The sequence below is a fragment of the Nonomuraea sp. NPDC003727 genome (genome assembly GCF_053586935.1).
Window position 1 is genome coordinate 75,383 of record NZ_JBSFNE010000022.1, and the last position, 18,711, is coordinate 94,093.

21 protein-coding genes and 1 tRNA gene are annotated in these 18,711 nt (G+C 72.0%); 14 read left to right on the forward strand and 8 right to left on the reverse strand.

Annotated features, from left to right (window positions below):
• Window positions 1–2 precede the first annotated feature (2 nt).
• Window positions 3–908, forward strand: coding sequence for a carbohydrate ABC transporter permease (locus ACWDLG_RS37975; protein ID WP_449929366.1), 906 nt, complete (start codon window positions 3–5; stop codon window positions 906–908).
• Window positions 908–1,705: a carbohydrate ABC transporter permease gene (locus tag ACWDLG_RS37980; protein ID WP_354922019.1), complete on the forward strand. Its 798-nt coding sequence runs from the start codon at window positions 908–910 to the stop codon at window positions 1,703–1,705. Before ACWDLG_RS37975 ends, ACWDLG_RS37980 begins: the two co-directional genes overlap by 1 nt.
• Here the strand turns inward: ACWDLG_RS37980 and ACWDLG_RS37985 are convergent.
• Entirely contained in the window at window positions 1,695–2,666 is a 972-nt protein-coding gene (locus ACWDLG_RS37985; protein WP_354921938.1) for a winged helix-turn-helix domain-containing protein, read from the reverse strand. The genes ACWDLG_RS37980 and ACWDLG_RS37985 overlap by 11 nt on opposite strands.
• A gap of 57 nt (window positions 2,667–2,723) precedes the next feature.
• Here ACWDLG_RS37985 and ACWDLG_RS37990 point away from each other — a divergent pair, with 57 nt between their 5' ends.
• Complete coding sequence (locus ACWDLG_RS37990; protein WP_449929368.1) at window positions 2,724–3,941, forward strand: MFS transporter; 1,218 nt, start codon at window positions 2,724–2,726, stop codon at window positions 3,939–3,941.
• A 28-nt stretch (window positions 3,942–3,969) separates the two neighbouring features.
• Here the strand turns inward: ACWDLG_RS37990 and ACWDLG_RS37995 are convergent, their stop codons facing one another.
• Window positions 3,970–4,959, reverse strand: coding sequence for a LacI family DNA-binding transcriptional regulator (locus tag ACWDLG_RS37995; RefSeq protein WP_449929370.1), 990 nt, complete (start codon window positions 4,957–4,959; stop codon window positions 3,970–3,972).
• A gap of 93 nt (window positions 4,960–5,052) precedes the next feature.
• On the opposite strand from ACWDLG_RS37995, the gene ACWDLG_RS38000 reads away from it, so the two are divergent.
• Both ACWDLG_RS38000 and ACWDLG_RS38005 read left to right on the forward strand, forming a co-directional pair.
• Entirely contained in the window at window positions 5,053–6,210 is a 1,158-nt protein-coding gene (locus ACWDLG_RS38000; protein ID WP_449929372.1) for an MFS transporter, read from the forward strand.
• 33 nt (window positions 6,211–6,243) lie between these two features.
• Complete coding sequence (locus ACWDLG_RS38005) at window positions 6,244–6,915, forward strand: hypothetical protein (protein ID WP_449929373.1); 672 nt, start codon at window positions 6,244–6,246, stop codon at window positions 6,913–6,915.
• Between the two features lie 2 nt (window positions 6,916–6,917).
• On the opposite strand, the gene ACWDLG_RS38010 is transcribed toward ACWDLG_RS38005, so the two are convergent.
• Entirely contained in the window at window positions 6,918–7,442 is a 525-nt protein-coding gene (locus ACWDLG_RS38010) for a cysteine dioxygenase (protein WP_449929375.1), read from the reverse strand.
• A 6-nt stretch (window positions 7,443–7,448) separates the two neighbouring features.
• The gene (locus tag ACWDLG_RS38015; protein ID WP_449929377.1) at window positions 7,449–8,375 is read right to left on the reverse strand and encodes an amidohydrolase family protein; all 927 of its coding nucleotides are present in this window, start codon (window positions 8,373–8,375) and stop codon (window positions 7,449–7,451) included.
• Window positions 8,376–8,505: 130 nt separating this feature from the next.
• Here ACWDLG_RS38015 and ACWDLG_RS38020 point away from each other — a divergent pair, with 130 nt between their 5' ends.
• The gene (locus tag ACWDLG_RS38020) at window positions 8,506–9,498 is read left to right on the forward strand and encodes a LacI family DNA-binding transcriptional regulator (RefSeq protein WP_449929379.1); all 993 of its coding nucleotides are present in this window, start codon (window positions 8,506–8,508) and stop codon (window positions 9,496–9,498) included.
• Here ACWDLG_RS38020 and ACWDLG_RS38025 read toward each other — a convergent pair.
• Window positions 9,488–10,804: an aromatic amino acid lyase gene (locus ACWDLG_RS38025; RefSeq protein WP_449929381.1), complete on the reverse strand. Its 1,317-nt coding sequence runs from the start codon at window positions 10,802–10,804 to the stop codon at window positions 9,488–9,490. The two genes, ACWDLG_RS38020 and ACWDLG_RS38025, sit on opposite strands and share 11 nt — an antisense overlap.
• Window positions 10,804–11,175 carry a phage holin family protein gene (locus ACWDLG_RS38030; RefSeq protein ID WP_354921916.1) on the reverse strand — a complete coding sequence of 124 codons (372 nt, stop codon included), beginning with the start codon at window positions 11,173–11,175 and terminating at the stop codon, window positions 10,804–10,806. Before ACWDLG_RS38030 ends, ACWDLG_RS38025 begins: the two co-directional genes overlap by 1 nt.
• Before the next feature lie 211 nt (window positions 11,176–11,386).
• On the opposite strand from ACWDLG_RS38030, the gene ACWDLG_RS38035 reads away from it, so the two are divergent.
• The gene (locus tag ACWDLG_RS38035) at window positions 11,387–11,662 is read left to right on the forward strand and encodes a hypothetical protein (RefSeq protein ID WP_354921913.1); all 276 of its coding nucleotides are present in this window, start codon (window positions 11,387–11,389) and stop codon (window positions 11,660–11,662) included.
• A 5-nt stretch (window positions 11,663–11,667) separates the two neighbouring features.
• On the opposite strand, the gene ACWDLG_RS38040 is transcribed toward ACWDLG_RS38035, so the two are convergent.
• Together ACWDLG_RS38040 and ACWDLG_RS38045 are read right to left on the reverse strand one after the other, a co-directional pair.
• Entirely contained in the window at window positions 11,668–12,417 is a 750-nt protein-coding gene (locus ACWDLG_RS38040) for an FAD:protein FMN transferase (RefSeq protein WP_449929383.1), read from the reverse strand.
• Between the two features lie 43 nt (window positions 12,418–12,460).
• Window positions 12,461–13,099 (reverse strand): hypothetical protein, encoded by a 639-nt coding sequence (locus ACWDLG_RS38045; RefSeq protein WP_449929385.1) that lies wholly within the window; start codon window positions 13,097–13,099, stop codon window positions 12,461–12,463.
• A 45-nt stretch (window positions 13,100–13,144) separates the two neighbouring features.
• Here ACWDLG_RS38045 and ACWDLG_RS38050 point away from each other — a divergent pair, with 45 nt between their 5' ends.
• The 7 genes from ACWDLG_RS38050 (at window position 13,145) to ACWDLG_RS38080 (ending at window position 18,679) form a co-directional block, all read left to right on the forward strand.
• Complete coding sequence (locus ACWDLG_RS38050) at window positions 13,145–13,822, forward strand: response regulator transcription factor (protein ID WP_354921904.1); 678 nt, start codon at window positions 13,145–13,147, stop codon at window positions 13,820–13,822.
• Window positions 13,819–14,835, forward strand: coding sequence for a sensor histidine kinase (locus ACWDLG_RS38055; protein ID WP_449929388.1), 1,017 nt, complete (start codon window positions 13,819–13,821; stop codon window positions 14,833–14,835). The genes ACWDLG_RS38050 and ACWDLG_RS38055 overlap by 4 nt, the downstream gene beginning before the upstream one ends.
• A gap of 278 nt (window positions 14,836–15,113) precedes the next feature.
• Window positions 15,114–15,503 carry an OsmC family protein gene (locus ACWDLG_RS38060; protein WP_354921898.1) on the forward strand — a complete coding sequence of 130 codons (390 nt, stop codon included), beginning with the start codon at window positions 15,114–15,116 and terminating at the stop codon, window positions 15,501–15,503.
• A 250-nt stretch (window positions 15,504–15,753) separates the two neighbouring features.
• Window positions 15,754–16,677: a nucleoside hydrolase gene (locus ACWDLG_RS38065; protein ID WP_449929390.1), complete on the forward strand. Its 924-nt coding sequence runs from the start codon at window positions 15,754–15,756 to the stop codon at window positions 16,675–16,677.
• Between the two features lie 45 nt (window positions 16,678–16,722).
• Window positions 16,723–16,796 (forward strand) — tRNA-Lys (locus tag ACWDLG_RS38070).
• Between the two features lie 680 nt (window positions 16,797–17,476).
• The gene (locus tag ACWDLG_RS38075) at window positions 17,477–17,887 is read left to right on the forward strand and encodes a DUF4259 domain-containing protein (RefSeq protein WP_449929392.1); all 411 of its coding nucleotides are present in this window, start codon (window positions 17,477–17,479) and stop codon (window positions 17,885–17,887) included.
• Window positions 17,888–17,983: 96 nt separating this feature from the next.
• Window positions 17,984–18,679 carry a DUF429 domain-containing protein gene (locus ACWDLG_RS38080; RefSeq protein WP_449929394.1) on the forward strand — a complete coding sequence of 232 codons (696 nt, stop codon included), beginning with the start codon at window positions 17,984–17,986 and terminating at the stop codon, window positions 18,677–18,679.
• Window positions 18,680–18,711: the final 32 nt, after the last annotated feature.

The following is an 18,711-nucleotide window of genomic DNA, read 5'->3' on the forward strand; positions in this document are numbered from 1 at the left end:
TGATGGCTAGAAAAGACGGGCCCGCCCTGCGGCGGGCCCGCGCCTGGTTGCCGGGCCTGCTGCTGGTGGCCCCCTCGATCATCCTGATCGGCGTGTTCGTGTACGGCATGCTCGGCTGGAACTTCAGCCTGGCCATGACCGACAAGCACGACGAGGTGTCGGAGGGCTCCTTCGTCGGCCTGCGCAACTTCATCGACATCTGGGACCTGCCCCGCTGGCACCTGTCGGTCAGCCACGCGATCCTGTTCACCGTCGTGTTCGTCGGCGGGGCGCTGCTGCTCGGCTGGTTCCTCGCCTTCCTGATGGAGAAGGGGATCAGGGGCGAGGGCACGTTCAGGGCGATCTACCTGTTCCCCATGGCGATCTCGTTCGTGGCGACCGGCATCGTCTGGCGCTGGCTGATGAACTCGGCCGAGGGCGAGCGGGCGGTCGGGCTGAACCGGTTGTTCGACGTGCTCGGGCTGCCCCAGTGGGCCTGGTTCAGGGACCAGGACTGGGGCATGGCCGCCATGGCCGTCCCGGCGATCTGGCAGATGGCCGGGTACGTCATGGCGCTCTTCCTGGCCGGGTTCCGCGGGATCCCCGAGGAGCTGCGTGAGGCCGCCCGGGTGGACGGGTGCACCGAGTGGGGCGTCTACCGGCACATCGTGCTGCCGCTGCTGCGGCCCGTGACGCTGTCGGCGCTGATCATCCTCGGGCACATCTCGCTGAAGACCTTCGACCTGGTCATGGCCGTGTCGGGCAAGCAGATCATCACCGACGTGCCCGCCGTCTTCATGTGGGTGGCGGTCTTCGACTCCCACGACCCGGCCAAGGGCGCGACCATCGCCTCCTACATCGTGCTCAGCGTGGCGATCTTCGTGATCCCTTACCTGATCTGGTCGGTCCGCAAGGAGAGGCGCTCGTGATCGTCCGCCGTGGGTTGCTGATCGCCTTCGCGGTCGTCTTCCTGATCCCCATTTACGTGCTGTTGGTCACCAGCTTCAAGCCGCTCACCGAGGCCAATCCCGCGCAGGCGTGGAACCTGCCGCAGGTGTGGACGTTCGAGGCCTGGCGGGTGGCGTGGGAGAAGCTGGCGCCGGGCATCTGGAACAGCGTCCTGCTGGCGGTGCCGGGATCGCTGCTGTCGTGCGCGCTGGGTTCCATGAACGGCTACGTGCTGTCGAAATGGCGCTTCCCCGGCGCGGACGTGCTGTTCACGCTGTTCCTGTTCGGGATGTTCATCCCCTACCAGGGGGTCATGATCCCGCTGGTGCAGCTCATGGTGAACCTCGACATCTACGGCGGGATCCCCGGCCTGGTGCTCGCGCACGTCGTCTACGGCATCCCGATCTGCACGCTGATCTTCCGCAACTACTACGTGACGATCCCCGACGAGCTGGTCGAGGCGTCCCGGGTGGACGGCGCCGGCATGCTGCGGACCTACTGGTCGGTGGTGCTGCCCGTGTCGGGACCCGCCGTCGCCGTGGTGATCATCTGGCAGTTCACCTCGCTGTGGAACGACTTCCTGTTCGCCGTCTTCCTCACCGGGCCGACGAGCTGGCCGACCACCGTGATGCTGAACAACATCGCCGGGGCGCAGGCCACGCCGTACAGCCAGCAGATGGCCGCGGCGCTGCTCGCCTCGATCCCGACGATGCTGATCTACCTGCTGCTCGGGCGGTTCTTCATGAGGGGGTTGATGGCGGGCGCGCTCAAGGGGTGAGCTCGCCGGAGACCAGCGCGTCGCCCAAGGGGGTGCGCGCGTAGACCACGCCGCGGCCCGCGCGGGCGCCGGTGACGAGGCCGGCCCCGCGCAGGGCCCCGACGTGCTCGCCGACCGTGCCGAGGGCCAGGCCCATGACGGCGGCCAGGTGCGTCGTGGTGGCGGGCGTGGCCAGCTCGGCCAGGACGCGGGCGCGCGTGCGGCCCATCAGGCGCGTCAGCCTCTCCAGGCGCGGGCCCGCGCCGGCCTGGGTCGCGCCCACGCCGCGCGCGGGATAGACCAGCGCGTACGGCCAGGCGTCGTCGAGGTAGGCGCCGACCCGCGAGCCGAACACCGAGGGCAGGAACAGCAGCCCCCTGCCGTTGAGGTCGCGTTTGACGAAGTCGCTGGTCAGGTCGCAGTCGAGCCCGCCGTCGCGCCAGCGGATCTGCGCGCTGAGGTCGTCGAGCGCGGCCGCCCAGCCGAACGTCGCCAGCCTGCCCGCCCGCCACACCACGTCGCGCTCCATCACGGCCTGGAAGCGCGGCCACTCGGGCAGGATGATCTCCCGCCACACCGCTTCGAGGGCGTCGGCGACCAGCCGTACGACGTCGGGGCCGGTGAGGGCCGCCCGCAGCGCGCGCGGGACTGGGATCCGCGCGATCTCCTCGTGGGCGCGCGCGAGCGGGGTGGCCCTGAGCGCGGCCAGCTCCGTGTCGAACGGCACGCTCACGCCGGTCGGCGGGGGCGCGATGAAGTCCACGTTCGCCGGCCCGAGGTTGCCGGAGATCGCCTGGACCAGCGGCAGCCCCGGCTGCCCCAGCCGCCGGTACGGCTCCCGCCACCGCGCGGCCCACGCCTGCAGCGCCCCGGCGCTCTCCCTGCCTTCGAGCACCCAGGTGGCGTGGAGGGTTTCCACGAGCGGCGAGATGGCGAAGCGGCTGGCGGCGATGTCCTGCGGGCTGACCTCGATCCTGATCACCTTTCGGATATTCCCGAATAAATCGTCATTTGTCGTGCCGGTGCCCAGGGTGAGCGCATGGAGCAGGCGACATTCCGTGACGTGTTCAGGGTCAGGGAGTTCAGGGTGTTGTTCGGCAGCTTCGCGCTGCTGATCGTCGGCGACGGGGTCAAGATGCTGGCCCTGTCGGTGCTGGTGTTCGAACGGACCGGCTCGCCCGGGCTGTCGGCGGCCGCCTACATGGCGGGCTGGCTGCCCTACCTCGTGGGCGGCATGTTCCTGCTGTCGCTGGCCGACAGGCTCCCGGCCCGCGGCCTCATGGTGGCGGGCGAACTGGTCAGGCTCGTGGTGTGCCTGCTGCTGGCCTACGCCGGACTGCCGGTGTGGGCGATGCTGGCGCTGATCCTGGTCACCGGGCTGGTCCAGCCCGTCTTCGGCGCGGCGCGCAACGCCATGCTGCCGGACGTGCTGCCCGGCGACGCCTTCGTCCTGGGCCGGTCGCTGCTGGGGATGACCAGCGCGGGCGCGCAGATCGGCGGGCTGTCGCTGGGCGGCGGGATCCTCGCCGTGGCGGGGCCGGAGGGTGCGCTGGCGATCACCGCGGCCATCTCGGCGGTGGCGGCGCTCGTCCTCAGGTACGGCCTGCCCGCCGCGCCGGCGCGGGGCGGCTCCGGGCGCGGCACGGTGCGCACGACGCTGCGGGTCAACCGGACCCTGCTGGGGTCGCGTGGCGTGCGGGGGCTGCTGCTGGCGATGTGGGTGCCGCCGATGTGCCTGGCGGGCGCCGAGGCCATGGTCGTGCCGTACCTGACCGCGGCGGGGTCGGCGACGGGGGCCGGGCTGGCCCTCGCGGTGGCGGCGGCGGGAATGGCGGTGGGGGAGTTCGCCGTGGGCCGCTTCGCCGCGCCCGCGACGCGCGAGCGGCTGTCGCTTCCGCTGGCGGCGGCGATGGGGGTGCCGTGGCTGGCCTTCGTGGCGGAGCCGGGGCTGCCGGTCACCGCGCTGCTCGCGGCCCTGTCGGCGGGCTGCCTGGCCTACCAGCTGGGGCTGCAGCGGCACTTCCTGGAGGCGGTGCCGGAGCAGGTCAGAGGCCAGGCGTACGGCCTGCAGTCGGCCGGGCTGATGACCGGCCAGGCACTGGGGGCGGCGATGGTCGGCGGGCTGGCCGAGGTGGCCGGACCCGGGGCCGCGATGGCCGCCTCGGGCGCGGCCGGCATCCTCGCCGCCCTCGCCCTGTCCCGCACCCTCCGCCGCCCTGCCGAACCCCGGACCGCATCCACCCACGTCCACCGTTGACGAAGAAGGCGCCCACCGGCCTCCACCGTCAGCCCCCGCCCGGCCCGATCTCGCCCGATCCCCGCGCGATCAGCCGGACCGGCTGGATGACCCGCTCGGCCGGCCCCCCGTTCCCCGCGATCCTCCTGAACAGCAGCTCGGCCGCCATCCTCCCCAGCCCCGCCGGGTCCTGCGCCACCACGGTCACCGCGGGATCCAGCAGGTCCGCCAGCTCGAAGTCGTCGAACCCCACCAGCGCGATCCGCCGCCCCTCCAGCGCCCGCAGCGCCGTGACCGTGCACCGGCCGTTGCCCGTGAACAGCGCGGTCGGCGGGTCGTCCATCCCGAGCCACCGGTCGAGCACCGCCCGCACCCTCTCGGGAGAGGGGTGGGCCATCGAGACCAGCCGCTCGTCCACCAGGTCGCCGAGCGCCTCCCGGTAACCGCGCTGCCGCTCGTCCGCCGTGAAGATCGTCGGACTGTCGCCCAGGAAGGCCACCCTCCGGTGCCCGTGCGCGAGCAGGTGCCGTACGGCCAGCCGCGCCCCGCCCGCGTTGTCGCACAGCACCGTGTCGACCTCCGGGCCAGGGCCGGCGGGCCGGTCGACGAAGACGGCGGGCGTGCCCGCGTCGAGCTCGGCCCGCAGGTAGGAGTGGTCGTTCCCGGCGGGCACGACGATGAGGCCGTCGACCCGGCGGGCGCAGAAGGTGAGCACGAGCTCCTTCTCCCGGGCCGGGTCCTCGCCGGAGGAGCCGCTGAGCACCAGGGAGCCGTGCTTGATCGCCACCTCCTCGACCGCCCGGGTCAACCCGGAGTAGAAGGGGTCGGCGACGTCCTCGATGACCAGGCCGATGCTCGACGTCCTGCCCTGGCGCAGCACCCTGGCGCTCTCGTTGCGGCTGTAGCCGAGCCGCTCGATCGCGGCGCGTACCCGCTCGGCGGTGGCGGTGTTCACGCCCGGCTCGTTGTTGACGACCCTGGAGACGGTCTTGAGCGCGACCCCCGCCTCCGCCGCGACATCCTTCATCGTCGGTCTCACACAGGGATCCTTTCCCACGCACGCCTGCTTGACAACGTTGTCAGCCGCCCCGCGTCCGACAGGCCGCGACGGCATGACAGAGTGGGGCCCGCTATGTCGTTGAGATCCGCCCTCGTCGTCGCCGGGCTGGTGCTGGTCGCGCTCAACATGCGGCCCGCCATCGCAGGCGTCTCCCCCCTCCTCGACCAGATCATGACCGATGTGGGCCTCACTCCCGCGGGCGGGGGTGCGATCACCACCGTCATGGTGGTCTGCCTGGGCCTGTTCGGTCCGGTCGCCCCGCTGCTCGCCCGCCGGATCGGCCTGGACCGCACGCTGCTCGTCGCCCTGCTCGTCCTGGCCGCGGGCGTGCTGCTGCGCAGCCTGGACGGCGCGCCCGCCCTCTACACGGGCGCCGCGATCGCCGGCACCGCCATCGCGATCATGAACGTGGTCATGCCGGGCGTGGTCAAGCAGCACTTCCCGGCGAAGGCCGGCCTGCTCACCTCCGTCTACGTCTCGGCCCTGGTGGCCGGCGCCGCGGCGGCCTCCGCGCTGATGATCCCGCTCCAGCACCTCACCGGGTACGGCTGGCGCGGCGTCTCCGCCCTGGTCGCGCTGCCGGCCCTGGCCGCCGCGGCGCTCTGGCTGCCCCAGGCCCTCGGCGGGCGGGCGGCGCCCGCCAACGGCCCGCGGCCGTTCATGGCGCTGATGCGCAGCCCGCTCACCTGGAAGCTGACGGTGTTCATGGGCCTGCAGTCGCTGACCTTCTACGCGATGCTCGCCTGGCTGCCCACGATCTTCCAGGAGGCGGGCGTCCCCGCCGAGCAGGCGGGCTTCCTGCTGGCCGTCTCGAACCTCTCCCAGGTCGCCGCCACGCTCGCCGTCCCCGTGCACGCCGAGCGCCGGGCGTCGCAGGCCCCGCACGTGGCCGCCGCCGCGCTGCTGACCGCGGCCGGTTACGCCGGCGTGCTGCTGGCGCCCACCACCGTGCCGTGGCTGTGGATGATCGTGCTCGGTGTCGGTCAGGGCGCCTCGCTGGCGCTGGCGCTGCTCATCATCACGCTGCGCGCGCCCGACCCGTCGTCGGTGACCGCGCTGTCGGCCGTGGCCCAGTCGGTGGGCTACGTGCTGGCCGCGCTCGGCCCCCTGGTGATCGGGTTCCTCCGGCAGGCGTCGGGAGGGTGGACCCTGCCGTTGCTGGCGGGCCTCGTCGCGTGCCTGATCCAGCTGGCCGTCGGGATCCGCGCGGGACGGCCTCTGCTATCTTAGGTAAGGCTTACCTTTACGAGGAAGGGCCTTGCCGTGCCGCTCGCGGAGTTGACCGGGGTGCTCGAGCGCGTCGCCGCCGAGCGTGGTGGTGTGCTGGGCGTCGAGCCGGGTCTCGTCATCGACCCCGACGCCTCGTGGACGCCGCTCAGCGAGCTGACGCGGGCGCCGTACACCCTGCTGGACGGGCTGGTCGAGCAGACCGCGGGCCGCTACGGCGCGCCCAGGCACGTGGGCGCGGCGCTGCTGTGGAAGGCGCTCGGCTACTGGCTGACCTTCCCGATGGCGGTCGGCTGGGCGCTGAACCGGCAGGTGCCCGTCATGCGGTTCGAGGACACCTACTTCAAGCCCTCCGACGCGGGTGTGACGATCGCGGCCACCTCGGTGTCGGTCGTCGGCAGCGCCGCGGCGATCGGGGCCGCGCTCCTGCAGGCGCACGAGCCGCTGGTCGACGCGATCAGCGTCCAGGCCAGGGTGGGCAGGCGCACGCTGTGGGGCTCCACGGCCGAGGCGTTCGCGCACCCGATGACCGCGGTGGTCCAGGGTGACTACATGGGCCTGCTGCGCGCGATCGGGCGGCCCGTCGACGGCCTGCTCGAACAGACCGCCGACGGCTACCGGCGCAGGACCTGCTGCCTGTGGGTCACGCTCCCTGAGGCCGAGCCGTGCGCGACGTGCTGCGTGCTGCGGGAGGCGTGCGCGGCCTGAGCTCAGGCCACCTCCTCCATGACGCCGCTCGCCGGGGTCTCGTCGATGGGGCGCAGCTCGTCCGCGTAGCTCACCGAGACCCTGCGCATCAGGCCCGTGTCGTCGATGGAGTACTGCCCGAGCCGCCACAGCGGCGGGGAGTAGGCGTGGATGGACACGCTCCGGTCCACCGCCCCCGTCAGCCGGTGGATGTGGTCGGGCCCGAAGTGGAACGACTGCCCCTCGGCGACGACGGTCTCCAGGTGCTCGCCGCCGATGCGCGGGTTGCACTCCAGGAGCCCGCCCCGCACCACGTGCACCGCTCCGGAGGAGATGTCGTGGTCGTGCCAGCCCGTGTCATCCTCGGGACGCCAGCAGAGCAGCCACACATCGACATAGGCGTCGCGGTAGAGCGAGGCGTAGTGCCGGCCGCCGTCGGCCGGGAACGCCACCTGGTCCTGCCACTGGGCAGGGTTCGCGGCCAGGTCGTCGACCAGATCGCGCAGTTCCCGCCGATCGAGCGTGCGGGCGGGAAGGTTGGTGCTCACGGGCGTTTACTCCTCTCGTCCCATTCGTGAGAACGTGGCTGCTGCCGCTCTCCTGGCCGGAGGCGGCGAAGGGGCCGACGACGCGTCTCCGGACAGCAGGCGACGCGGGTTGGTGACCCTGATGGCGTGGGCGGCCGCCAGCCCGATGCCGGGGCCGTCCTGGAAGGCGGTGGCGTACGGCGCGTCCGAACCGTTCACCACCACGTCGATGCCGAGCTCGCGGATGATCGCGTCGATCGCGCGCGGGCCGTACGACGAGGTCTCCACGAACAGGTCGGGGTCGACCCGGCCGCGGCCGCCGCCCCTGGCGATGAGCCGCTCGGAGTGCAGCGGCGCGAGCCCCGCCAGCAGCGCGAAGCAGACGCGCAGGCGCGGGTGCCGCGGGCGCACCACGGAGCGGAAGTGGTGCCAGGCGGCGTGCATCTGCTGCACGTACGGCACCAGCGCGGGCCACCAGCCGGGCCGGTCCTGCTCGGCGGCCGCCGGTCCCGGGTGGACGAACAGCGGCAGGTCGCGCGCGGTCAGCACCTCGAGCAGGCGGTCGTCGGGCGCGGCGGTCGCCGGGATCTGCAGCCCGTGGAAGCCGCGGTCGAGGTCGGCGGCCAGCCGGTCGGGGTCGATCTCGCTGTGGCAGGTCGCCGCCCACGCGCCGAACGGCTCCGGCAGCTCCAGCGCGCCCTCGTGGTAGGCGTCGATGAGCGGCCATGCCTCCTCGGGCGGCAGCGACTCGATGCCGAGCGGGCTGGACAGGGACACGAGCGCGAGCTCGAGCCCCGCGGTGTCGCGCGCGGCGTGGTCGGCCGGGTTCACCTCGTAGGGCGGCTCGCCGTCGAGGATCAGCGTCCACCCGTCGAGGTACGGAGGCGTGGCGCGGGCGCGGAGCGCGTCGACGAACGACGGGGTCCACAGATGCTGGTGCACGTCAATGCTCACGGCCACACCTCCCTCTATTTCCTACTGAGAATACAGGTAAACCCTGGGTCCTGCTTGTGAAGCGATTCAGTGATGCGATTCAGTGAACCGCTTCACCCCCGTTCCTGTCAATGCTGAGTAGGCTTGGCGAATGGCCAGAAAGCGAGCGACCATCAAAGAGGTCGCGCAGGCGACCGGCCTGTCACCTGCCGCCGTCTCCTACGCGCTGCGCGGCCTCCAGGTCTCCGAGGAGACCATGGAACGCGTCCGCGCGGTGGCGGCCGAGCTCGGCTACGAGGCCGACCCCATCGCCCGAGCGCTGGCCAGCGGCCGTACCGGCATGATCGGCCTGCTCTGTGGCTCGCTCGAGGACCTGTGGCAGCAGTCGCTCGCGGTCGGCATCAGCAGGGGCCTCAGGGAGAAGGACCGCTACGCGCTGATCCTCGACGCGGTCGGCGACCCGGGCCGCGAGCGGGTGCTCGCCCAGCAGCTGCGCGACCAGCGCGTCGACGGCCTCATCGTGCAGCCCGTCGACCCCGCCGCGCCGTTCTGGGCGGACCTGTGCGAGTCGGTGCCGGTCATCGCCATCGGCGACGGGCTGCCCGGCACGGCGGGCGAGGTGGTCTTCGACAACCGGCACGGCGTCACCCTCGCCCTCGAACACCTGAAGCAGCTCGGCCACCGCAGCATCGCCGTGCTCACCCCCACGGGCGCGCGCACCCCCGACCGGCCCGCCGACGTCCACGCCAGCGCCGAGGCCGACCGGCTCGGTCTCGACATCGAGGTGGCCACCGCGCCCCACGGGCTCGCCGGCGCCACCGAGGTGGCCCACCAGGTGCTGGCCGGCGGGCGTCACACGGCCGTGTTCTGCTTCTCCGACTCCATCGCCTACGGTGTCTACGCCGCCGCGGCCGAGCGGGGCATCGCGGTGCCCGGCGAGGTGTCGGTGATGGGCTACGACGACCATCCCATGTCGGGCCTGCTCACCCCCGGCCTGACCACCGTCGACTGGGACCTCGACGGCATCGTCCGCGCCGCCGTCCGGCTGGTGGCGGCGGCGGCCGACGGCGCGGTTCGCCGCCGCAGGGTCGTCCAGCAGCCCACGCTGCGCGAACGCGGTTCGGTGCGCCGGATCACGGGCTGATCAGGCGGAGCTCCGCCCTGGCCGCCTCGAGGTCGGTGTCGAGCGGCCGGTCAGGTTCGCCGGGCGCGGCGCGCTGCGCCAGCGCGCGCTCCGCGGCGACCAGCTCGCAGGCCAGCACGATCTCCAGCGGCTCCACGCAGCGCAGCGCGGCCCGCGCCGCCTGCGTGGCGAAACCGGCGTGGTCCTCGGCGCCCCGCGAGATCACCGCCGTGCCGGACGTCACGGGCGCCGACAGCAGGCGCAGCTCGGCGAGGGCGTCCTGGGCGACGTACTCCAGGATCATCGCGCCCGACTCGCCCAGCCGCCCGGACAGGAAGGGAAGCAGCCCGGTATAGGCGGGCTCCATGAGCGTGGCCAGCCTGGCGGTCGCCAGCTGCGCGGCGGGCACCAGCGCCGCGCGCATCGCGTCGAGAGCCAGGGCGATCGGCGCGGAGTGGAAGTTGCCGTTGTGCCAGGCGCGCCCGGCGCCGACCAGGGGGTTCTCGGTGGCCGCGTTGAGGTCGACCTCGACCGCCCGTTCCGCCCGCGCCAGCGCGTCGAGCGCCGCCCCGTGCACCTGGGCGAAGGCGCGAAAGCCGTACGGATCCTGGATCCTGGCCGCCTCACGCGCGGCGAGCAGCCCGCGCAGCCGGTCGGCCACCTCCGCCTGCCGCGGCTGCGGCCTGGCCGCGTGGACGGCCGGCGCCAGCGGCTCCACCGAGGCGTCCACCGCGGCGAACGTGCGCGCCGCCACCCCGACCGCCGCCTCCAGCAGCAGCCGCACCTCGTGCAGCGCGAGCGCCGCGTCCGCCAGCGTGGCCGCCCCCGAGCTGATGAACGGCAGCGCGTCCACCGGCGAGAGCGCGAAACGCGGCCCCGGTCCGGGTCCCCGCCATTCCCGCTCGCCGAGCAGGCACAGCGCGGTGGTCGCCAGCGCGGTCAGGTCGCCGGTGCCGATCGCGCCGTACGTGCGCACCGGAGGGGTGTGGCCGGTGTTGATCGCCTCGGCGAGGACCGGCAGCAGCGCCGGATCCACACCGGAACCGCCCGCCAGCAGCTGGTTCAGCCGGACGACGAGCATCGCCCTGGCCCGCTCGGCCGGCACGAGCGGCCCGGCCCCGCCGGCATGGCTGCGCAGCAGGGCGAGCCCGCCCTCCTCCACCGAGATCTCCTTGTTGGCACCGACCCCCGTGCTCCGGCCGTACACGGGCCCGGTCAGCGACTGGGCCGTACGCCAGGCGGCCCGGGCCCGATCGAGTGACGCGATCGAGACCGGGCCGCCGGCGGCCACCCGCGCGCAGGTGAGACCGCTGCCGTCGAGCTCCATCAGTCAGGCAGGATCAGGCTGAGCACCCAGCTCACGATGGAGACCACGATCGCGGCCCAGAACGCGGGCCAGAATCCGGAGACATGGAAGGGGACGTCGAGCTGGTCGGAGATCCAGCTCGTCAGAAGCATCAGACCGGCATTGACGACAAGGGCGAACAGCCCCAGCGTCACCACGTAGAAGGCACAGCCGATGGTCTCGATGATTGGCTTGATCACGGCGTTGATCAGGCCGAAGATCAGCGCCACCACCAGCAGCGTGCCCCAGTACTGGGCCGTGCCGGGTGGTGTCGTGATCGCCACCCCGCTCACGAGCTGCGTGGCGACCCAGAGGGACGCGGCCACGACGAGAACTTTGATGATGAGCTTCACGCCACAGGATCCTCGCACTTTCTGATCGGCGATGCGATAGAGGCACAAGCAGGCGCGGCACGGCCGGTCCCACCGGCGGGCCGAAAAGGATCTCCGGCGCGGCGTCCGGGCGGACACGGACACCACGCGCCCGTCGATCGCTCCACGGAGTCTTCGGGAAGCGTTATCGAGGTGACATCGCGGGGAAGGCCCCTCCTGTGGAGGGAGTGACATGGACACGGAAGAACTCGAGACGCTGACGGCGAGCGAACTGCACGAGCGGGCGGTCCGCTATGCCGTACGCCACGGCGACTTCGCGTTCATCTGGGACCTGCTCAAGGCGATCCCCGCCGCGGAGGCGGCCACCGGTCACCATGGGGAGGTCGTCAACGACCTGAGCCACCTGTCCGCCCTGCTCAGTGATGCCATGGCCTCAGGGCAGGGTGAGCTGGGAGAGGCGCTGAAACCGCTCTACGTCGAATACCTGTCGAAGCATCCCGACGCCTAGCCCGGTCAGCCGGCCAGACTGGTCTCCATGCCGTGGCCGGTGAAACCGGGCGTCGTCGTCGCGCGCCCATCCGCCCCGACCACCATGGTCTGGTACGGCTGGGCCGCGGCGAGCTCCCCCGCGAACCGCCTGGCCCGCGCCGTCCCCATGGCGTGCATGGCACCGGCGTACGCCCCGGCGGCCGCCAGGTCGGGGCCGACCACGCACACCCACGACCTTCCCGGCCCGCTGTACTCCTCGCCGCCCGCGGTGGCCACGGCCGCGTCGTGGGCGAACAGCACCCTGGTGGTGACCCCGTCGTAGGGGTCGCGCACGCCCACGCGCCAGGAGCGTCCCGGCGAGGACGAGCCGCGCACCCGCGTCCCGCTGCCCGCGGTCACCCGGTGGTCCACCGCGCCCGCGCCGGCCAGGGCGCGGGACAGCCGCTCCACCGCCCAGCCCCGCACGTAGACCATCGGGTCCAGCCGCCCGTCGCGGCGGCTGTCGAACCAGCCGCCGGTCGCCTCCCTCAGCTCCTCGCACCGGTGCAGGACCTCGACCACCTCGGGGATCTGCGCGATGGTCCGCCCGCTGTTCAGCCGGGCGATCTGGCTGCCGTCCACGTCGGGATGGAAGGTGTCCTCCACCCAGCGCAGCCACGCGAACGCGTCGTCCAGCAGGGGCGTCAGCTCGCGTTCGGGCAGCGCCGTGCGGATGTCCACGCACACCGGCAGGTTCATCACCATCTGGACTCGGGTGGCGCCAGGAAAGGTCATACAGCCACCGTCCCACGGCACGGATAACGCTCGGCTAAGCCCTTTACCTGAGCTTGGTCAGCGCGCCCCTGACATAGCGGACGAAGGCCCGCGGGCCGTACACCTGGACCGTGCGCTGGGAGATGTCCGGCACCAGGCGGCGCAGGCCCGAGGCGCTGACCGCCTCCTTCGCCCGGGGATCGTGCTCGGTCCCCTCCACGAGCACCACCGGCACGCCCAGCTCGCGCAACTCCCGCGCCTGCTCGGCCTCGCGGGGGTCGCGGGCCCGGTAGAGAACCAGCGTGCTGGCCGGATCCTTGACCCTCGCGGCGATCGCCGCCGCGCCGACCCCTTCGGCGATCAGCAGCGTCGACCCGCTGGGGGCGGGCCTGCGCTCCCACAGCAGTACGGCCAGCGCCGCGCCGTACAGGAGGAAGGCGGCCACGCGGCTCGGCCCCGTCACGATCGCGGGAGCGGCCAGCTGGTAGGCGACGAGCAGCGCGCCCGACAGGTAGGCCGCCCACCTGAGGCTCGGGTGCGGCCGCTCCCGCCGGTTCCAGCGCGCCGCCACCAGGCCGAGCCCCACCAGGACGGCGGCGCCGACATGGGCGGTCGGCAGCCACGGGAAGCTCCATGCGGGGTGAACCGCTCCGAAGTGTCCCACTATCGCGCCAGACCAGAAGAGCACCGTACTGGCAGTCATAGAAACGACGGTCTGGGACTTACATGAGAGTTGCCTGAATAAAACATGGGTAAATCCGAAGTTCTGGTGGTGGACGACGAACCCTCGGTGCGCGACGCCGTCACCAGGGCGCTGCGCGTCCAGGGCTACCAGGTGAGCAGCGCCCCAGACGGGCCGACCGCGCTGGCCGTGGCGGCCGTGGACCGGCCCGACCTGATCGTGCTCGACGTCATGATGCCCGGCATGGACGGCCTCGAGGTCTGCCGCCGCCTGCGCGCCGAAGGCGACAGGACACCCGTCCTCATGCTGACGGCCCTGTCCGGCGTGGGCGACAGGGTGGAGGGACTGGACGCCGGCGCCGACGACTACGTGGTCAAGCCGTTCGCCCTGGAAGAGCTGTTCGCCAGGGTTCGCGCGCTGCTGCGCCGTACCTCCTCCTCGGGCGGAGCGCTGGAGTTCGCCGGACTCGCCCTGAACACCGAGAGCCGCCAGGCCCGGCGCGGCGGCCGGATCTTCGACCTCACCGGCACCGAGGCGGCGCTGCTCGAACTGCTCATGCGCAACGCCGGCCAGGTCCTCACCAGGGAGGTCATCCTGGAGCGGATCTGGGGATACGACTTCACGCCCGGCTCCAACTCGCTCGAGGTCTACATCCGCTACCTGCGGCGCAAGACCGAGCACGACGGGGAGCCGCGGCTGATCCAGACGGTTCACGGACTCGGCTACGTGTTGAGGGAGACATGAGGCTGCATCTCAGGCTCGCGCTCGCGGCGGGCATCGCGGCGGCGCTGTCGGTCCTGCTCGTGCTCGGCGCCGCCTACTACGTCACCTGCCGCAGGGCCGAGAGCGTCATGGGGCAGATCGGGCGATGGCAGGCCGAGTTCGGCTGGCCGTTCCTCGCGGTGGCGGCGGGCGGGCTGGTCATCGCGGCCGTCTTCGGCTGGCTCGCGGCCCGCGCGTCGCTGCGCCCTCTGTCGACACTCACCGCCACGGCCGGCGAGATCGCCCGCACCCGAGACCTCGGGCTGCGCATCGACGTGACGCGGGACGACGAGATCGGGAAACTGGCGGCCAGCTTCAACACGATGCTCGACGCACTCGAACGCTCCGCCAAAGCCCAGAAGCAGCTCGTCGCCGACGCCTCGCACGAGCTGCGCTCCCCGCTGACCGCCGTGCGCACCAACGCGGAGCTGCTGGTACGCGGCGACGTGCCGGCCGCCGAGCGCGACGAGGTCGGGAGGGCCGTGGTCTACGGGCTCGAGGAGCTGAGCGGGCTGGTGTCCGACCTGGTCGAGCTGGCCAGGGACGAGGAGCCGGCGGCACTGGTGGAAGACGTACGGCTGGACGAGATCGTCACGCACGAGGTGGCCCGAGCCGGGCTGCACTGGGCCGTGACCACGTTCACGGTGGCGGTCGAGCCGACCGTGGTGCGCGGGGTGCCCGACCGGCTCGCCCGGGCGGTCGGCAACCTGCTCGATAACGCGGCCAAGTACGGCGCGCCCGACGACACGGTGGAGGTGACGCTGCGGGAAGGCGTGCTCGAGGTCAGGGACCACGGGCCGGGGATTCCCGTCGCGGACCTGCCGTTCGTCTTCGACCGGTTCTACCGGGCCGACGAGGCGCGGGCCAAGCCGGGATCGGGGCTGGGACTGGCGATCGTCCGGCAGGTCGTGAACAGCCACGGAGGGACGGTGTCGGCGGTACCGGCGCCGGACGGGGGAACGCTGGTACGCCTGGTCCTGCCTGCCATGGCGTGATCCTGGCGCTCGCGTGCAGCACGATGGCGTGCCGCGGGGGTCCCTGGGCGGCGCCGTGCCGCGGTGCCGCGGTGCCGCCGGTGTCCCGGCAGCCGATCTTGCGAACGCCGGGATCTTCCCGCATACCCTGCGGTAAAGGGGATCTTCCCTGGCGCCCTGCCGTACGTGAGGGTCGTCCAGAACGCCGTACGCCAGGGTCGTCCGGAACGCCGTACGCGAGGGTCGTCCGGAACGCCTGTTGCGCGCGATGTCCGGATACTCCCGGTAGGTTTGCCGGCATGGCAAACGTGCGTGTTGAGCGGACAGATGACGGCTTCGTGGCGACCAACGCCCGGGGCGCGCGAGTCGAGATCGGCGGCGGCGACCAGGACGGCGTCTTCACCCCCGTCGAACTGCTCCTGGCGGCCGTCGGCGGGTGCAACATCGTGACCGTGGAGCCGCTCACGGCCAAGCGTGGGCACCGCCTGCTGCGCCTGGCGATGACGGTCGAGGCGGAGAAGATCGAGTCGAACCTGCTCGGGCCGCTGACGGTGACCTACGATGTGGAGGTTCCCTCCGACGAGGCCGACCAGGTGTTCAGGGCGGTGGCCGAACGGGTGGAGGAGAAGCACTGCACGGTGAGCCGTTCCCTCCGGGAGGGTACGGAGGTCCGCTTGGAGCTCCCCTAGCCTGATTAGGGCGATAATCGACCCTGGTATGACGCGTCCGTTGCATTCGTCTCTGTAACGTTGAAGCAGGTCAAGGGTGCTGCGACTGACTTGCAGAGCTTTTGCCGATGCGGACGCGGAGGGGGACCGTCGTCTGCTGAGCGGGACCGCCGGCACTTTGGGGGAAGGTGTCGGCCTGGACCGCGGTAGATCGGGGCCGGGTGGTTTTGGGGGAAACCACCCGGTCCCGATTCATGTGTACTGTCTTGTCGTGAAAAAGCTCCTCCTTGACTGTGACCCCGGCATCGACGACGCCCTGGCCCTCGCGCTGGCCGCCGGCTCCCCCGAGATCGACCTCGTCGGCATCACCACCGTCGGAGGGAACGTCAACCTCGACCTGACCACCGCCAACGCGCTCGCGCTGCGCGAGTTCTACCGGATCGACGACGTCCCAGTCACGCCCGGCAGCGCCCAAGCTCTGCTCGGAGTGGGAGTACGCGCCGAATCCGTCCACGGCGCCACCGGCCTGGGCGGCGTGACCCTCCCCGCGCCGGTCAACGGGATCGCCGACGGGCACGCCGTCGACTTCATCATCGAGACCCTCCGCTCGGCGCCCGGCGAGATCACCCTCGTCGCCGTCGGCCCCCTCACCAACATCGCCCTCGCCGTACGGCGGGAGCCGCGGATCGTCGAGTGGGTGCGCGACTTCGTGATCATGGGAGGCTCCTACACCCGCGGCAACCACACGCCCGCCGCCGAGTTCAACATCAAGGCCGACCCCGAGGCCGCGGCGATCGTGTTCGGCGCGGGATGGAACGTCACCATGGTCGGCCTCGACGTCACCCTGACCGCCGTGGTCACCGAGTCGATCCTGGACCAGATGCGGTCCCTGGGCCGGCTGGCCGACCTGGTCGTGCCGATCTCCCAGTTCTACGGCGTGGTCGAGGCCGACGGCGGACCGGCCATCCACGACGCGGTCGCCGTGGCGCACGTCATCGACCCGAGCCTGCTGAAGGTGGTCCCGGCGGTGGTGAACGTCGAGACTGTCGGGACGTACACGTCCGGGATGACGGTCACGGACTTCCAGCTCGACGGGAAGGTGCCGAACGCTTCGGTGGCGGTGGAGCTGGACGTCGACCGGTTCTGGAAGCTGGTGATGGAGGCGTACGGGAGGCTGGCGGCGGCGATCGCGTGATGTGCGAGTGGTGGTCGGCGGCTGCTACAGTTACACCTGTCGCAAGCGCCGCTAGCTCAGTTGGTTAGAGCAGCTGACTCTTAATCAGCGGGTCCGGGGTTCGAGTCCCTGGCGGCGCACCGCGCGAATCCCAGGTCAAACATGGTTTGGCCTGGGATTTTTTTGTGTGCCGTCCGGGTGAAGTCGCTGGTGGACGGCTCGACCCTCACGATCGTCTTTCGGGCGGTTTCAGGCGGATCGTGGCACGGTGATCATCGGACCGGCGTGGGCGGCGCCGGTGGCGGCGACCGCAGGAGCCGGCAGACCGGCGAGGCTCGCCAACCGGTCGCCATGCGCCCGGCGGAGACAGCAGGACGGTCTCAGCCACGCGGCATGCACCACCAGCCGCGGAGCGGCCCGCGTCTCCGTGCGCCCTACGTCACCGGAGGCGGAACGTCCCGCTCTGCGTCACCGGAGGCGGAGCGTCCCGCTTGTCCGCACGCCCCTACGTCACCGGACGCAGGGCGGCCCGCTTCTTTGCGTGGATCCGCGCGGTGTGGTCGGTGGCACCCGGCGCCGTCGAGGCGCTTGATCAGAGTGGGCTTGCCTTGGTGGAGCTCCCACATGCGGGTGAACGCCCCGGTCCGGTCGGCGTGGCAGGCCGACTCCCGCAGTCCCCACCGCCGTACCCCTCCCGCCCGGTACGGCTTCGGGTGGGGCTTCGGGGGTGAGGCTTCGGGGGTGAGGGGCCGACCCCGGCCGGTTATCGCCGCCCGCTCCCCGGGGAAATCTGTCGGTGCTGTGCCGTAGAAATCTCGGCATGGGAACGTGGGACATCGGTCCGTTCGACAACGACACGGCCGCCGACTGGTGCGGTGGCCTCCAGGACGCGGTCGCTGAGCAGCGCCCGCTGCTGATCCGGAAGACGCTGGCCGCCGTAGCCGGTCAGGACGACTACCTGGACAGCGACGAGGCAGGAGAGGCGATCGCGGCCGCCGCCATCGTCGCCTCCCAGCGGTCGGGAACGCCGATCACCTCGCCCTACGCGCCGGACTTCCTGGTCGAGGGCGGCAGCGTGGCGATCGACGACGAGCTCGTGGCGCTGGCCGTGGCGGCGCTGGACCGAGTGGTCGCGGAGGACTCGGAGTGGCGGGAGCTGTGGGCGGAGTCGGGTGCCTTCTCCCAGGCCACGGCGGTGATCGCACAACTCCACACGGACCTGGTGACCTGATCGCCACGCGTGCCCGCCCCCTGCCGGCGCGACACCGTGTTCTCGGCGTTCCCTGTGCTCGTGTTCCACCCGCTCGTAGGGAAGGAGCATGACGTCATGGACGATGACAAGCGGGTGCTCGGGGTCGACGGGTGCAGGCGGGGCTGGGTCGGCATCGCCGTCGGCGCCGGAGCCGTGGCCGCCTACTTCGCGACTGAGCTCGGCGAACTCGTCTCCCTGGCGGCGAAGGACGGCGAGCTCGACGTCGTCGCCGTCGACATGCCGATCGGCCTGCCCGATCGAGGCCGGCGCGAGGCCGATGTCCTGGCGCGGCGGGCGCTGGGCCCGCGCTGGGCGTCGGTGTTCATGACGCCGACGCGGGCCGCGCTGGAAACCGCCGACTACGGCGCGGCAGCGCTGGTCAACCAGGAACTGGCGGGTGAAGGCATCTCCCGGCAGGCGTACGCGCTCAAGGAGAAGCTGCTGCAGGCCGACCGGTGGGTACGCGAGACGAGCCTCAGGGTCGTCGAGGTCCATCCCGAGGTCTGCTTCGCCGAGCTCGCGGGGGCTCCGCTGCAGGTCCGCAAGACGACCTGGGCGGGCGCGGAACGCCGGTACGCGCTCCTGGAGGGCGCCGGCATCGCCCTTCCCCGGCTACTCGGTACGGCGGGCGCGATGGCGGGCGTCGACGACATCCTCGACGCGGCGGCCGCCGCCTGGACCGCGCGGCGCGTCGCCGCCGGCCACGCCCGCTCCATGCCCGACCCACCGCAAACCTTCAGCGATGGCGTCGCCTGCGCGATCTGGGTCTGAACCCTGCCACTCGTCGAGCACCTCCCACGACC

Coding starts and splice junctions, on each gene's coding strand:
- ACWDLG_RS37975 (WP_449929366.1), top strand. CDS start 3: ATGGCTAGAAAAGACGGGCCCGCCCTGCGGCGGGCCCGCGCCTGGTTG.
- ACWDLG_RS37990 (WP_449929368.1), top strand. CDS start 2,724: ATGGAGCAGGCGACATTCCGTGACGTGTTCAGGGTCAGGGAGTTCAGG.
- ACWDLG_RS38000 (WP_449929372.1), top strand. CDS start 5,053: ATGTCGTTGAGATCCGCCCTCGTCGTCGCCGGGCTGGTGCTGGTCGCG.
- ACWDLG_RS38020 (WP_449929379.1), top strand. CDS start 8,506: ATGGCCAGAAAGCGAGCGACCATCAAAGAGGTCGCGCAGGCGACCGGC.
- ACWDLG_RS38025 (WP_449929381.1), bottom strand. CDS start 10,804: ATGGAGCTCGACGGCAGCGGTCTCACCTGCGCGCGGGTGGCCGCCGGC.
- ACWDLG_RS38035 (WP_354921913.1), top strand. CDS start 11,387: ATGGACACGGAAGAACTCGAGACGCTGACGGCGAGCGAACTGCACGAG.
- ACWDLG_RS38040 (WP_449929383.1), bottom strand. CDS start 12,417: ATGACCTTTCCTGGCGCCACCCGAGTCCAGATGGTGATGAACCTGCCG.
- ACWDLG_RS38045 (WP_449929385.1), bottom strand. CDS start 13,099: ATGACTGCCAGTACGGTGCTCTTCTGGTCTGGCGCGATAGTGGGACAC.
- ACWDLG_RS38050 (WP_354921904.1), top strand. CDS start 13,145: ATGGGTAAATCCGAAGTTCTGGTGGTGGACGACGAACCCTCGGTGCGC.
- ACWDLG_RS38055 (WP_449929388.1), top strand. CDS start 13,819: ATGAGGCTGCATCTCAGGCTCGCGCTCGCGGCGGGCATCGCGGCGGCG.
- ACWDLG_RS38060 (WP_354921898.1), top strand. CDS start 15,114: ATGGCAAACGTGCGTGTTGAGCGGACAGATGACGGCTTCGTGGCGACC.
- ACWDLG_RS38075 (WP_449929392.1), top strand. CDS start 17,477: ATGGGAACGTGGGACATCGGTCCGTTCGACAACGACACGGCCGCCGAC.
- ACWDLG_RS38080 (WP_449929394.1), top strand. CDS start 17,984: ATGGACGATGACAAGCGGGTGCTCGGGGTCGACGGGTGCAGGCGGGGC.